Source organism: Curtobacterium sp. MCLR17_045 (assembly GCF_003234405.1).
Lineage (GTDB): Bacteria > Actinomycetota > Actinomycetes > Actinomycetales > Microbacteriaceae > Curtobacterium > Curtobacterium flaccumfaciens.
This window is the reverse complement of the sequence record NZ_QKTB01000048.1, coordinates 1-14,030: the sequence shown is the minus strand read 5'-3', so window position 1 is coordinate 14,030 and position 14,030 is coordinate 1. Positions and strand designations below refer to the sequence as shown.

The following is a 14,030-nucleotide window of genomic DNA, read 5'->3' as shown; positions in this document are numbered from 1 at the left end:
CGCCCTGGCCGACGTGGTCCTGCGGACGTAGCGCGCGGCGGGCGGGGCGGGCTGACATTTCGCGCTGGGCGACAGTTCTCGCCTTCCGGAGGCCGTGCGGTGTCGCTGAGCGCGAAACCTCGGTACCGCCACGTGGCGGCGCGTGGCCCGCGCCGCCCGCCGCGCGCTACGTCCGCAGGACCACGTCGGCCAGGGCGGCCGGGTCCTCGGCGGCGATGAAGGCCTGCTCCTGCGCGGCCCAGCGGTCCCACTCGCGCGCGAAGACCTCGCCGTCGCGGCCGATCGCCCGGTCCCAGCGCACGGCGTCGTCGGCCTCGAGCCACACCCGCAGGGACGCCAGCGGTGCCGACGCCCGCGACAACGCACCGCACCCCTCGACCACGATCGGCAGGTCGGGGTCCACCGACGCCCAGTCCGCGGGCGCATCGGCCGCCCAGTCCCAGCGTCGGTACCCGCTCGGCGCTCCGAGGACGTCCGTCACCACGGCGTCGGCAGCCGCACGCAGGCCGTCCCACCCCGGGTACACGTCGTCCAGGTGCACGAGCTGCGCACCGAGCTGCTCCGCGACCTGTGCTCCGAGGGTGGTCTTGCCCGTGCCGGACCGGCCGTCGATGAGCACGACGGCGCGCCGGCCCGTGGCAGCGGCGACTCCGGCAGCAGCAGCGGCCAGGCCGGGGGCGAGGTCACCGGCGGTGGTGCCCGTCGCACGGTCGCCGCCCGTCGCGCCGGCTGCGCGCTCCGCGTCAGGCACGCCACGTCCCCACGCTCACCGCGACCGCGATCGACACCACACCGATGCCGACCAGCGCCGCCACCATCGCCCACTCCGGCCCGGCGAACCGCGCGACCCGCGCCCAGGTCCGCCGTCCGGGAGCACCGAACCCCCGTGACTCCATCGCCACCGCCAACGTCGTCGCACGCCGCAGCGCGAGCACGAGCAGCGCGAACGCCATCGTCGCCCCGCGGCGGAGCCGTCCGGAGTCGGCCAGTCCTCGGGCACGCCGCGCCATCGCGAGCTGTCGCCAGTCGTCGACGAGCAAGGTCATCATCCGGACGGCGGCGAGCGCACCGAGCACGAAACGCGCGGGCAGCCGGAGCACCTGCGCGAGCCCGTCGGCCAGGTCGGTCGGGTCGACCCGCACGAAGAGTGCGATGGCCGGCACCCCCACCGCGAGGACCCGGAGCGCCGTCGCCAACGCGAGCGTCAGTGACCCGTCGGTGACGTGCGCGAACCCAAGGTCGAACCACTCCCGACCCGAGGGCCTGCCGTACAGGGCGATGCTCACCGCCGTCAGCGGCACCGCGAGGAGCACCGGTGCGAGTCGGAGCAGCAGGGTCCGGACCGGCAGGCGCAGGAGCGGCAGCAGAGCGAGTTCGAGCGCCAGGGCGACGGCGGCGGAGACGACGTCGAGGCTGAGCACCAGGCAGACGCCGAGGGCGAGCACACCGATCAGCGACGCGACCGGCTGGACGCCGACGATGCCGGTCGCGCGGGCCGGCAGCGGTCGTCGCAGGGGGTTCGTCCGGTCGGTTCCGTCCACCGCGTCCGCCGCGTCCGCCGCGTCCGCCGTGTCCGTCCGGTCGGCCGCGTGGTCGGCCGTGTCGGTCCGGTCTGGAGGCCCGGGGCGGCTCCGGGCTGTCGGTCCCGTCTCCGGGGCGGTCGCGACCGACGGCCCCTGGTCGCGACCGACGGTCAGGGCACCGTCCGGCCCGAGCACGACCTCGTCGGCGTCGAGTGCCCGGACGAGGTCGCGGTCGTGGGTGACCGCCACCACCGCGGTGCCGGCATCGGCGAGGGCCCCGAGCCGACCGACGACGGACTGCCACGTGGCACGGTCCTGCCCGGAGGTCGGCTCGTCGAGCACGACGACCGGCGGCCGGGCCGCGATGACCGAGGCGATCGCGAGCCGTCGTTGTTCGCCCCCGGACAGCGTGAAGGGGTTGGCGTCGGCCAGGTGTGCGAGCCCGAACTCGTCGAGCAGCGCGGTGGCTCGTTCGGCGGCGTCCGGCGCATCGAGTGCTCGGGGTCCGGCCTCGATCTCCTCGCGGACGGAGCGGGCGACGAACTGGTGCTCGGGGTCCTGGAACACCGTGCCGATCCGGGCGGCGAGTTCCCGGCTCGTCCAGGCGTGGGGCGCTGTGCCGATGCCGTCGGCAAGGGCGTCCGTGGCGCGGAGCTCACCGGCGGCCGGTGGGAGCAAGCCCGCGAGGGTCAGCCCGAGCGTCGACTTGCCGACGCCGTTCGGTCCGGTGACGGCGAGGACCTGCCCGGCCCGGAGCTCCAGGTCGATGCCGTTCCCGACCGGTTGCTTCCCCCGTGCCGTGCCGAGCCCCCGGGCGTCGAGCAGTACCGCTGTCCCCTGGTCACGCTCCCCCTCGCCGGGCTCCCCCTCGCCGAGCGGGCGGGATGCCGCGGTCGCTCCGCCGGACAACCCGGGCATTTCGCCCGCTCGTCCCGCCGACGTCATCTCCCGCGCCCCCTCGCCGGGCTCCCCATCGCCGAGCGGGCGGAATGCCGCGGTCGCTCCGCCGGACGCCCCGGGCATTTCGCCCGCTCGTCCGCGCGCACGCTGCCGCCGTCGGGCCGAACCACGCGCCGGCTCGGAACCGGGCACCCAGACCCCGGCCGCCGTGAGCGCCTCGCCGTGGTCCGCCAGCACCCGGGCCGGCGGACCGTCCGCGACCACGCCGCCGCCCGGTTCGAGCAGCACGAGCCGATCGACCAGGTCCAGCCAGGTGCCGATCCGGTGCTCCACCACGAGCAGCGTCGCCCCGGTCTCGTCGAGCAGTGCCCGGACGGCGTCGTGCACCTGCGCCACGCCGTCCGGGTCGAGGTTCGCGCAGGGTTCGTCGAGCACGAGCGCACCCGGCCGCATCGCGAGCACGCCCGCGAGCGCCAACCGCTGCCGCTGCCCACCGGACAGCTGCGCGGTGGAGCGGTCGAGCGGCAGGTCGAGCCCGACGACGTCGAGCGCCGTCCGCACCCGGTCCCAGGTCTCGTCGCGGGGGACGCCGGCGTTCTCGCAGCCGAAGGCCACGTCGTCGCCGACCCGGGACATCACCGTGTGCGCCTCGGGGTCCTGCATGACGAGACCGACACGCCCGCGGACCGCGCGGGGGTCGGCCTCGTCGACCAGGAGTGTCCCCTGCACCGAAGCAGCGGTGTCGTCGGTGGCGTCGGGCTCGTCGGGCAGCACGCCGGCGACCGCTCGCAGGAGCGTCGACTTGCCGGCACCGGACGGCCCGACGACGGCGACCCGCTCCCCCGGCTGGACGGTCAGGTCGACGTCACGGACGGCCCAGGCGTCGCGCTCCGGGTACCGCCAGCCCCAGCCACGGAACACGATGCGCGCCCCGCGGACGCCGGCACCTGCGCCGGCGTCGCCGCCGGTGGAAGGGGACGTCGCCGACGGAGCGGGCACGGTCACACCAGGGCGCGGGGTTCGCGACGGCTGTGCTCGCGGCCGGCCGCGAAGGACGACAGCACCCCGGTGCGGGCGAGTGCCCGGACGATGAGCCACGAGCCCGCCCCCGCGATCACCGCACCGGAGATGACCGCACAGATCACGTACACGACCTTGAAGGCGACGTCGAGCCCCGGGTACCAGAGGACGGTGTCGTTGATGCCGAGCGCGAGTCCGGCCGCGGCACCGGCGAGCACGACGACCGGCAGGCGGTAGACGCGGTACAGGAACAGCGCGAGGACGATCTCGGCGCCGAGACCCTGGACGAGTCCGGCCTCAAGAGTGAGCCATCCCCACTGGGTGCCGAACAACGCCTCGACCGAGGCGGCGACCATCTCGCCGTAGAGCGCGGCGCCGGGCTTGCGGACGACGATCGCGACGATCGGGCCGGCGAGCAGCCAGACCCCGCCGAACAGGGCCTTCGTGCCGGGGAGCACGAGGTCCATGACGGCGCTGATGGGTTCGTAGCCGAACTCCCAGAGCCGGAAGACGACCCCGAGGGCCACCGCGAGGACACTCGCGACGACGATGTCGACGACCCGCCAACGCAGCGATCGCCGCGGAGCGGTGGTGACGGTTGTGGACGTGCCTGAAGGCATGCTGCTGACTCCTCCCTGCGCCGGCATGATCCGGATCAGGTTCGACGGTCGGAGCGCCGATCGCTCCCTCTCAGCCCGGCGGTCCCGGACTCCCGTGTGTGTGCCAGCAGTCTAGACGCGGTCGCGACCGCGTGACGGACTGGAGGCCCGTGGCGGCGTCGCCACGGGCCTCCCGTCCGTCAGGTGGTCACTTCTTGAGCGCGCGCACCAGCTTGCGGAGGACACGCCCGACCACCCACACGAAGGGGATGCCCACGACGATCAGCGAGATCGGGTTCGGCTCGAACACGAGGTCCTTGCCCGGACGGCGCACGTAGGCGCCGACGGGGGCCGACAGGCCGCCGCCACCGCCGCCGCCGCCACCGTTCTCGTCGTCCCCGCCGCCGCCGAAGCCGAACCAGCTGACGGACACGGGGATGAGGGTCTGGTCGCCTACCTCGACGGGTTCTCCGTAGTTCGTGGAGACCCCGAGCGGGCGGACCTGGTCTGCGATCTTCGAGACGATGTTGGCCATGCGCGCGACGCTACTCGTCCGTTCCTCCACAGGCCGCGGGGCGCATCACGCATCCACAGCTGGGGCTTGTCTGCGGACGCGGACGAGCGCCGCCGATATGTTGGCCGCACCCACACCTGGAGGACCGTTTGCACACCTGGCCCGGAAACCCGTACCCGCTCGGGGCGACCTACGACGGGAGCGGCACGAACTTCGCGCTGTTCTCCGAGGTCGCCGAGCGCGTCGAACTCTGTCTGTTCGATTCCGACGGCAACGAAGAATGCGTCCGCCTGCTCGAGGTGGACGCCTACGTCTGGCACGCGTACCTCCCCAACATAGGCCCCGGGCAGGAGTACGGCTTCCGCGTGCACGGCCCGTACGACCCGGACTCCGGCGCGCGCTGCAACCCGTCGAAGCTCCTGCTCGACCCGTACGCCAAGGCGACGAGCGGCGAGATCGACTGGGACCAGTCGCTCTTCTCGTACACGTTCGGCGACCCGGACTCGACCAACGACGAGGACTCCGCGTCGCACATGATGAAGGGCGTCGTGATCAACCCCTTCTTCGACTGGCAAGGTGATCGCCCGCCGCGCACGCCGTACGGCGAGACCGTCATCTACGAAGCGCACGTCAAGGGGCTCACGGAGACCCACCCGGACGTGCCGGAAGAGCAGCGCGGCACCTACGCCGGCGTCGCCCACCCCGCGGTCATCGAGCACCTGCAGCGCCTCGGCATTACCACGCTCGAGCTCATGCCGGTGCACCAGTTCGTGAACGACTCGACCCTGCAGGACAAGGGGCTGTCGAACTACTGGGGCTACAACACCATCGGTTTCTTCGCGCCGCACTCGGCGTACTCGTCGTCGGGCGACCAGGGCCAGCAGGTCCAGGAGTTCAAGACGATGGTGCGCGAGCTGCACCGCGCCGGCATCGAGGTCGTCCTCGACGTCGTCTACAACCACACCGCCGAGGGCAACCACCTCGGCCCGACGCTGTCGTTCCGCGGCATCGACAATGCGGCCTACTACCGCCTGGTCGACGACGACAAGAAGTTCTACATGGACTACACGGGCACGGGGAACTCGCTCAACGTCGGGCACCCGCACTCGCTGCAGCTCATCCTCGACTCGCTCCGCTACTGGGTGACCGAGATGCACGTCGACGGGTTCCGCTTCGACCTCGCCTCGGCACTGGCCCGCGAGTTCTACGAGGTCGACCGGCTGTCGGCCTTCTTCGAACTGGTGCAGCAGGACCCGATCGTGTCGCAGGTCAAGCTCATCGCCGAGCCGTGGGACGTCGGCCCCGGTGGTTACCAGGTCGGCAACTTCCCGCCCCAGTGGTCCGAGTGGAACGGCAAGTACCGCGACACCGTCCGTGACTTCTGGCGCGGCGAATCGTCGACGCTCGGCGAGTTCGCCTCCCGGATCTCCGGCTCGGCCGACCTGTACGAGCACGACGGCCGCACGCCCAAGGCGAGCATCAACTTCATCACCGCGCACGACGGCTTCACGCTGTACGACCTGGTGGCCTACAACGAGAAGCACAACGAGGCCAACGGCGAGGACAACAACGACGGCGAGAGCCACAACCGGTCGTGGAACTCCGGAGCCGAGGGCCCGACCGACGACGAGTCCGTGAACGCCCTGCGGCTGCAGCGTCGCCGGAACTTCCTGGCGACCCTGCTCCTGAGCCAGGGTGTGCCGATGATCGCGCACGGCGACGAGCTCGGCCGGTCGCAGTCCGGCAACAACAACGTCTACGCGCAGGACTCCGAGCTCAGCTGGATCGACTGGGACAGCGCGGACGAAGACCTCATCCAGTTCACCGCCGACGTGGTGAAGCTGCGGCACGACCACCCCACGTTCCGCCGGACCCGGTACTTCAACGGCCGTCCCGTCCGTCGTGGCGAGGGCGAGCCACTGCCCGACGTGGTCTGGCTGACCCCCTCGGGCGAAGCGATGGACCCCGAGGACTGGGACTCCGGCTTCGGCAAGAGCGTCGGCATGTACCTGAACGGCGAGGGCATCCGCGGACGCGACGCCCGTGGTGAGCGCGTCACCGACGTCGGCTTCATCACGTACTTCAACGCCCACGACGACGTCGTGACGTTCACGCTCCCGCCCGAGGAGTACTCCCCCGGCTGGACCGTCCGGATCGACACCGCCGACCCCGGCGCCCGCGACGAGGTGCTCGACGCGGGCACCCCGCTCGACGTCCCCGCCCGGTCGATGATCGTGCTGCGTGCCGAGCCCGACCACGAGGTCACCAGCACCCCGGTCGACGCCGAGCAGGACGGCGCCCCCGCACCGGACGCCCCGCAGGACGCCGTCACCCCGGTGAACCCGGCCGGTTCCACCGCACCGAGCGGAACCGCCCGATGACCGCCGGAACGCCCGGCGCCGCGAACCGCGTCCCCGCGTCGACGTACCGGCTGCAGGTCTCGGCCGACTTCGACCTCGACGCTGCCCGCGACCTGGTCGACTACGTGCACGACCTCGGCGCCGACTGGCTGTACCTGTCGCCGGTGCTGCAGGCCGAGTCCGGGTCGAACCACGGCTACGACGTGGTCGACCACACGCGGGTCGACACCGACCGCGGCGGCGACCAGGCGATGCGAGCGTTGGCCGAGGCCGCGCACGCCGTCGGGCTCGGGGTCATCGTCGACGTGGTGCCGAACCACGTCGGCGTCGCGACCCCCGAGTCGAACCCGTGGTGGTGGTCCCTGCTCGAACTCGGGCAGGGCTCCCCCGTGGCGTGGGCCTTCGACGTGGACTGGGAGGCCGGCGACGGCAAGCTCCGGGTCCCCGTGCTCGACGACCGGCTGCTCGAGGCGATCACGCTCGACACGTCCGACGCCGAGCGTCCGGTGCTCCGCGTCGGCGAGACCGCCTACCCCACCGCACCCGGGACGGTGCACGACGGCGACACCGTCGAGACCGTCCACGATCGCCAGCACTACGCGTTCGTGCACTGGAAGCGCGCCGACCACGACCTGAACTACCGCCGGTTCTTCGCGGTGAACACCCTCGCGGCGATCCGGGTCGAGGAGCCCGAGGTCTTCGCGGCCTCGCACGGGGTCATCGGCGGCTGGTTCCGCGACGGACTCGTCGACGGACTGCGCATCGACCACCCGGACGGGCTGTACGACCCGGCGGGCTACCTGCAGGACCTGGCGGACCTGACCGGTGGGGCGTACACCCTCGTCGAGAAGATCCTCGAGCCCGGCGAGCAGCTGCCGAGCTCGTGGCCGGTCGACGGCACCACGGGCTACGACGCCCTCGGGGTGCTCGACCGCGTGTTCGTCGACCCCGCGGGCGAGCAGGCGCTGACCGCGGCGTCGGGCGCCGAGCCGACCGACTGGCAGCAGCTCACGCACGACACCCGACGGGGCATCGCGGACGGCATCCTCGGCAGCGAGGTCGAGCGGCTCGCACGCCTGCTCGCTCCGAGCGCCGCGACGGAGACGATCACGCACGAGCGGATCGTCGACGCGGTCGCCGAGATCGTGGCCTCGTTCGACGTGTACCGCACGTACCTGCCCGAGGGCGCCCACCACCTCATCACCGCGCTCGAGCGTGCCGCCGAGGCCCGACCGGACCTCGACGACGTCATCGACCGGATCGCACCGGCACTCGTCGAACCGACGAACGCGGCGGCGGTCCGACTGCAGCAGACCAGCGGCATGGTGATGGCGAAGGGCGTCGAGGACACGGCGTTCTACCGCACCTCGCGCCTGTCGTCCCTGAGCGAGGTCGGCGGCGACCCGAGCGTCTTCGCGGTCTCGGTGGCGGACTTCCACCAGGCACAGCGCGAACGGCTCGGCAGCTGGCCGCACACCATGACGACGCTCACCACCCACGACACCAAGCGCAGCGAGGACACCCGCGCCCGCATCGCCGTGCTGGCCGAGCTCGGCGACGAGTGGGCCGCCACGCTCGAGCGTCTGCAGTCGCTCGTGCCGTTGCAGGACCGCGTGTTCGCCGACCTGCTCTGGCAGGCGATCGTCGGCGCCCGGCCCGCCAGCCGTGAGCGTCTGCACGCGTACGCCGAGAAGGCCTCCCGCGAAGCCGGTGACAGCACCACCTGGACCGAGCCCGACGAGGCGTTCGAGCAGCAGATGCACGCGATCGTCGACGCCGCGTTCGACGACCCGGACGTGGTCGCCGTGCTCGACGCCCTCGACGAGCAGATCGACGCCGCCGGGTGGTCGAACGGTCTCGCCCAGAAACTCGTCCAGCTCACCGCCCCGGGCGTCCCCGACGTCTACCAGGGCACCGAGTTCTGGGACCGCTCGCTCGTCGACCCCGACAACCGTCGTCCGGTCGACTACGCCGAGCGGCGCCACGTGCTCGCCGAGCTCGACGGCCCGGACGACGACGGCCCCGAGGACCTGCCGGCCATCGGCATCGACGGTGCCGCGAAGCTCCTGGTCACGACCCGTGCACTGCGCATCCGTCGGGACCACCCGGAGCTCTTCACCCGGTACCTGGAGCTCGAGGCCACCGGCAGCGCGGCCGACCACGTCATCGCGTTCGACCGCGGCGGTGCCGTGACGATCGCGGCGCGTCTGCCGATCGGCCTCGACCGGGTCGGCGGCTGGGGCGACACACTGGTGCACGCCGTCCCCGTCGAGCGCATCGACCTGCTCACCGGCCGACACGTCCCCGCCGACCGCGGGATCGCGCTGGCCGACCTGCTCACCACCTACCCGGTCGCGCTGCTCGTGCCCGCCGACGCGGTCGGTGCAGCCGGCCACGCCGACGCGGTGACCGCCGTGTCCGACGCGAGCGGTGCCTCCCGGCCCGCCGCCGACCGCACGACGGACGCCACCGAGACCGACGCGCAGGCCGAGATCGACATCCTGGAGGGTCACGCATGACCGCACCCGACCGTTACGCCGTCTGGGCACCCGAGCCGGACCGGGTCCGGCTCGTCGTCGACGACGTCGAGTACCCGCTCACCAAGGGCGACGACGACTGGTGGTCCACCGACGCCGTGATGCCGGTCGTCGGCGCACGCTACGGGTTCCGCATCGGCGACGACGACGCGGTCCGACCGGACCCGCGCAGCCGCTACCAGCCCGAGGGCGTGCACGGCCCGTCCGAGGTCGTCGACCCCGCACGGTTCGCGTGGACCGACGAGTCGTGGACCGGACGCCCGGCCCGCGGCGCCGTGATCTACGAGATGCACATCGGCACCTACACGCCCGAGGGCACGCTCGACGCCGCCGCCCAGAAGCTGGACCACCTGGTCGAACTCGGGGTCGAGTTCGTCGAGCTGCTCCCCGTCAACGCCGTCAACGGCGAGTGGAACTGGGGCTACGACGGGGTCGGCTGGTTCTCCGTGCACGCCCCGTACGGCGGCCCGGACGCCTACGACCGGTTCGTCGACACCGCGCACGCGCTGGGGCTCGGGGTCATCCAGGACGTCGTCTACAACCACCTCGGACCGAGCGGCAACTACCTGCCGCTGTACGGCCCGTACCTGCTGGCCGGGCTCGGCAACACCTGGGGTGACTCGGTGAACGTCGAGCACCCCGAGGTCCGCCGGTACGTACTCGACAACGTGCGCATGTGGTTCCGCGACCACCACGTCGACGGGCTCCGGCTCGACGCCGTGCACGCGATCCGCGACACCACCCGCCCGCACGTGCTGGCGTCGATGGCCGACGAGACCGACGCCTACTCGTCCTTCATCGGCCGTCCGCTGTCGCTCATCGCGGAGTCCGACCTCAACGACCCGGTGATGTTCCGGCCGCGTGAAGCCGCCGGGTACGGCCTCGCCGGGCAGTGGTCGGACGACTTCCACCACGCCGTGCACGTGGCACTCACCGGCGAGACGAACGGCTACTACGCCGACTTCGCCCCGCTGTCGGCGCTGGCCAAGGTGCTCGAGGACGGCTTCTTCCACGACGGCACCTGGTCGTCGTTCCGCGGCAAGCGGCACGGCCGGCCGATCGACCGCGGGACCTCCCCCGTGACGGCCCTGGTCGTCGCGAACCAGAACCACGACCAGATCGGCAACCGCGCCGCCGGCGACCGGCTCGCCGCGACGCTCGACGACGAGGGGCTCGTGATCGCCGCGGCCCTGACGCTGCTCGGGCCGTTCACGCCGATGCTGTTTATGGGCGAGGAGTTCGCGGCCTCGACGCCGTGGCAGTTCTTCACCTCGCACCCGGAGCCCGAGCTCGGCAAGGCCACCGCCGAGGGGCGCATCGCGGAGTTCGCCGAGCACGGGTGGGACGAGTCAGCGGTGCCGGACCCGCAGGAACCGACGACGTTCACCAACTCCAAGCTCGACTGGGCCGACGTCAGCTCGGAGCGCGGCGCTGCGATCCTGCGTGCCTACCGGGTGCTCATCGCCCTGCGGCGCACCGACCAGGCGTTCGTCGACCACCGCTACGAGGCGAACGCCGTCCGCTTCAGCGAGGACCGCCGCTGGCTGGTGCTCACCCGCGGGCTGCTCGGCCCCGACGTGGCACCGGTGCACGTCGTGGTGAACTTCGCAGACGACGCAGCCGAGGTCCCGGTGCCCGACGCCGTGGGCGAGGAGCTCTACGGGTTCGGCGCGACCGAGGTCGATGCCGGCGTCGTCCGGTTCCGCGGCCGCGGCGTGGTCGTGCTGCGCTAGCCGACCGCGGGCTGCGCGAGCCACCCGCGGGCTGCACACACGAACGGCGACGAACCCACTGGGTCCGTCGCCGTTCGTGTGCTCAGGCGCTCGCGTGTCCCCGGCGTCAACCCGCGTGGTCGGCCACCGCGTGCGCGTTCTTCCGCACGGACGGCAGCTTGCGGTGGTCCTTCACCAGGGAGCGGGTCTCGCGGATCCGGCGGTCGATGCCCCACTTCGTCACGAGTGCCAGGCTCTCGCGCACGATGTTGCCGCTCATCTTCGAGACGCCGAACTCCCGCTCGGTGAACGTGATCGGGGTCTCCACGACCCGCAGACCCGCCTCGAGGGCGCGCCAGCACAGGTCTACCTGGAAGCAGTACCCCTTCGACGCGACCCCGGCGAGGTCGATCCGCTCGAACGCCCGCGAGGTGAACACCCGGAACCCGCCGGTCGCATCGCGCACCGCGATGCCCAGGGCGAGGCGGGTGTACAGGTTGCCACCTCGGGAGAGCAGGAGCCGGTACCAGGGCCAGTTCTCGACCTTGCCGCCCTTGACCCACCGTGAGCCGAGCACCAGGTCGTTCGAGTCGGCGAGCTCGAGCATCCAGGGCAGGTACTCGGGGTGATGGGAGCCGTCGGCATCCATCTCGACGAGCTTGGCGTAGCCGTGTTCCAGGCCCCACGCGAAGCCGGACAGGTACGCGCCGCCCAGGCCGTCCTTGACGGTGCGGTGCATGACGTGCACCCGACCGGTCTCGCGGGCGATCGCGTCCGCGATGTCGCCGGTGCCGTCGGGTGAGTTGTCGTCGACGACGAGCACGTGCACGGAGTCGTCGGTCGCGGCCAACGTGCGCTCGACGATCGGCCGGACGTTCTCGGCTTCGTCGTAGGTCGGGATGATGACCAGGGTCTCGCTCATGGTGCTCCTCGTGCTCGCAGTCGAATGTATCGCTGGCTTGGTGGGTCAATCCGACGAGAGGTCTGCGAACACGATCAGATTGTCCGTGTAGTGCCCGGTGGCGGTGTCGAACGTGCCGTCGCAGGTGATGAGTCGGAGTTGCGGGGTGGGGGTGGGGCCGTAGACGTCGCTCGTCGGGAACGCCGACTTGGCGGCGCGTTCGGAACGGTCGACGGTGAAGGTGCGGGTGGTGCCGTCGGACATCCGGACGTGGACCTCGTCGCCGGCGACCAGTTCGTCGAGCCGGAAGAACACCGCGGCGCTCGTCGGGCTGTCGACGTGACCGGCGATGACGGCGGGGCCGACCTCGCCGGGGACGATCCCGTCGCTGAACCAGCCAGCGCTGTCCCAGTCGACGGGCGGGTCGAGTTCTCCGGCAGCACCGCGGTGCAGGTCCTCGAGCGAGGACCGCACGCCGATGGCCGGGATCGACACGCTGACCGGGGTGGCCGTCGAGCGAGCCTCGGGTGCGGCCGGGTCCTGGAACCCGTCGGTGCCGGAGCCCGAGGACGAAGACGACGACGAGGACGACGACTGCGACTGCGACTGCAACGGAGACGACGAGGACTGCGGCGGGGACGACGCGCCACCGCCGACGGTCGACGCGACCGCCACCCCGGCCACGCCCCCGACCACCACGACGGCGGCGACCACGGCACCGATCACCACGCCTCGGCGCCGGACGGCCAAGACGCGCCCGGCGCTCCGCCGGCCGCTCACGAGCCGCCTCCCACGTCGCTGGCGCATCCCCCGAGCACGTCGGAGGTCAGCATGGTCGAACCGATGGCCAACCAGGCGTCGCCGTAGTAGGTCGGTGTGTTCGCCGCCGTGCGGTCGGCCCGCTCGAGGTCGGCGGCAGCCGCACGGGAGGAACCGGCGGCCTGCTCGGCCGCTGCCCGCGCGGTGTAGGCCAGCGCGTTCGTGTTCTGCGTCACCGGGGTGCCGCCGAGGTCGAGCTGCGAGGCGAGCGGCGTCGTCCGTCCGAGCGTGGGCGCGAGCGCCGCCGCGAGCTGCCGGTCGGACGCCGAACACGCCTCGGCGTACCGGAGCGGCGTCCGCATCGCGTCGTAGCCGTAGAGCACGCGCCCGTCGCCACCGGCGGCCGGCATCGGGTCCACCGATCCGTCGGCGTGCACCTGGGACCAGTCGCTGGGCAGGTCGGTGGCGTCCAGCACGGCGGCCGTCACGGCGCGGGAACCCCGGTTCAGCGCGTTCCAGCGGTCGTCCCCGGTGGCGTCCGCCAGCACCGAGAAGGCCGCAGGCGACGCGTACGACGTGTTGTAGCTGTAGGGCTCCTGATCCGCCCACGGTCCGGGCAGCAGGATCGTGCCGAGGTCCGTCCGGGCCGTCTCGTGCTGGAGGATCGCCGCCGCGATGCGCTTGCCGGCGGCGGTGTACCGGTCGTCGTCCCAGGCCTTCCCCGCCAGCACGAGCGCCCGGGCTGCGTCGAGGTCGGCGTCGCTCGCGGACTGCTCGTCGGCGACGCCCTCGTCGGACGTCCACCGCCACGCCAGCAGGTCGTCACCGGTGAGCAGGTGGTCCTTCGTCCACTCCCAGATCGCGTCGAAGCGTGCACGGTCGTCGTTCGCGTAGGCGATGAGCAAGCCGTACGCCTGCCCCTCGCTGACGGTGTCACCGCCCTGGTCGGTGCGGACGACGCGACCGCCCTCGACGTAGCGGTCCAGGAACGCCGACCGCAGCTGCTGCGGTGAGCGCGCCCCGTCGGGCGCGGTGGTCGAGGTCGGGGTCGCCGTGCCGCGAGCGGCGGTCGTGGTGCTCGACGACCAGGGGCGGACGGCGACGATCGCGACGACGACGGCGACGAGCACCGCCGCCACTGCGACGACCGGTATCCAGGTCCTGCGGGTCATGCTGGCCTGCCTCTCCGGGGATGGTGGGGGGGG

Annotated in this window: 10 protein-coding genes and 1 riboswitch; of the genes, 3 read left to right on the top strand and 7 right to left on the bottom strand. The window is 72.4% G+C overall.

Going from position 1 to position 14,030, the window contains the following annotated elements; all coding sequences use genetic code 11:
* Positions 1-166: 166 nt before the first annotated feature.
* From DEJ05_RS17505 to DEJ05_RS17490, 4 genes are all read right to left on the bottom strand, one after another.
* A complete protein-coding gene (locus DEJ05_RS17505; protein ID WP_258376185.1) occupies positions 167-751 on the bottom strand; it encodes an ATP-binding protein in 585 nt (194 codons plus the stop codon).
* Positions 744-3,422 carry an ATP-binding cassette domain-containing protein gene (locus DEJ05_RS18420; protein ID WP_220037043.1) on the bottom strand — a complete coding sequence of 893 codons (2,679 nt, stop codon included), beginning with the start codon at positions 3,420-3,422 and terminating at the stop codon, positions 744-746. The genes DEJ05_RS17505 and DEJ05_RS18420 overlap by 8 nt, the downstream gene beginning before the upstream one ends.
* Positions 3,423-3,424: 2 nt before the next feature.
* A complete protein-coding gene (locus tag DEJ05_RS17495) occupies positions 3,425-4,063 on the bottom strand; it encodes an ECF transporter S component (protein WP_027464637.1) in 639 nt (212 codons plus the stop codon).
* Positions 4,058-4,169: riboswitch (TPP riboswitch) on the bottom strand. Its footprint overlaps the gene before it by 6 nt.
* An 81-nt stretch (positions 4,170-4,250) precedes the next feature.
* A complete protein-coding gene (locus DEJ05_RS17490) occupies positions 4,251-4,577 on the bottom strand; it encodes a hypothetical protein (RefSeq protein WP_111111273.1) in 327 nt (108 codons plus the stop codon).
* A 128-nt stretch (positions 4,578-4,705) separates the two neighbouring features.
* Between DEJ05_RS17490 and glgX the strand changes: the two genes are divergently transcribed.
* The 3 genes from glgX to treZ are packed head-to-tail and all read left to right on the top strand — an operon-like array spanning position 4,706 to position 11,186.
* The gene (gene glgX / locus DEJ05_RS17485; RefSeq protein WP_111031105.1) at positions 4,706-6,937 is read left to right on the top strand and encodes a glycogen debranching protein GlgX; all 2,232 of its coding nucleotides are present in this window, start codon (positions 4,706-4,708) and stop codon (positions 6,935-6,937) included.
* On the top strand, positions 6,934-9,435 hold the full coding sequence (gene treY / locus DEJ05_RS17480) for a malto-oligosyltrehalose synthase (RefSeq protein ID WP_111111271.1): 2,502 nt from the start codon (positions 6,934-6,936) through the stop codon (positions 9,433-9,435). The genes glgX and treY overlap by 4 nt, the downstream gene beginning before the upstream one ends.
* Complete coding sequence (gene treZ / locus DEJ05_RS17475) at positions 9,432-11,186, top strand: malto-oligosyltrehalose trehalohydrolase (protein WP_111111269.1); 1,755 nt, start codon at positions 9,432-9,434, stop codon at positions 11,184-11,186. The genes treY and treZ overlap by 4 nt, the downstream gene beginning before the upstream one ends.
* A 106-nt stretch (positions 11,187-11,292) precedes the next feature.
* Here the strand turns inward: treZ and DEJ05_RS17470 are convergent, their stop codons facing one another.
* The 3 genes from DEJ05_RS17470 to DEJ05_RS17460 are packed head-to-tail and all read right to left on the bottom strand — an operon-like array spanning position 11,293 to position 13,997.
* Entirely contained in the window at positions 11,293-12,087 is a 795-nt protein-coding gene (locus tag DEJ05_RS17470) for a polyprenol monophosphomannose synthase (RefSeq protein WP_111040190.1), read from the bottom strand.
* 45 nt (positions 12,088-12,132) lie between these two features.
* On the bottom strand, positions 12,133-12,846 hold the full coding sequence (locus DEJ05_RS17465) for a class F sortase (RefSeq protein ID WP_146245138.1): 714 nt from the start codon (positions 12,844-12,846) through the stop codon (positions 12,133-12,135).
* Positions 12,843-13,997: a glycosyl hydrolase family 8 gene (locus tag DEJ05_RS17460; RefSeq protein ID WP_111111265.1), complete on the bottom strand. Its 1,155-nt coding sequence runs from the start codon at positions 13,995-13,997 to the stop codon at positions 12,843-12,845. Before DEJ05_RS17460 ends, DEJ05_RS17465 begins: the two co-directional genes overlap by 4 nt.
* Positions 13,998-14,030 lie beyond the last annotated feature (33 nt).

Bases quoted from the DNA above. Each gene is read 5' to 3' on its own strand.
- DEJ05_RS17495 (WP_027464637.1), bottom strand. From the start codon at position 4,063: ATGCCTTCAGGCACGTCCACAACCGTCACCACCGCTCCGCGGCGATCG.
- DEJ05_RS17490 (WP_111111273.1), bottom strand. From the start codon at position 4,577: ATGGCCAACATCGTCTCGAAGATCGCAGACCAGGTCCGCCCGCTCGGG.
- treY (WP_111111271.1), top strand. From the start codon at position 6,934: ATGACCGCCGGAACGCCCGGCGCCGCGAACCGCGTCCCCGCGTCGACG.
- treZ (WP_111111269.1), top strand. From the start codon at position 9,432: ATGACCGCACCCGACCGTTACGCCGTCTGGGCACCCGAGCCGGACCGG.
- DEJ05_RS17470 (WP_111040190.1), bottom strand. From the start codon at position 12,087: ATGAGCGAGACCCTGGTCATCATCCCGACCTACGACGAAGCCGAGAAC.
- DEJ05_RS17460 (WP_111111265.1), bottom strand. From the start codon at position 13,997: ATGACCCGCAGGACCTGGATACCGGTCGTCGCAGTGGCGGCGGTGCTC.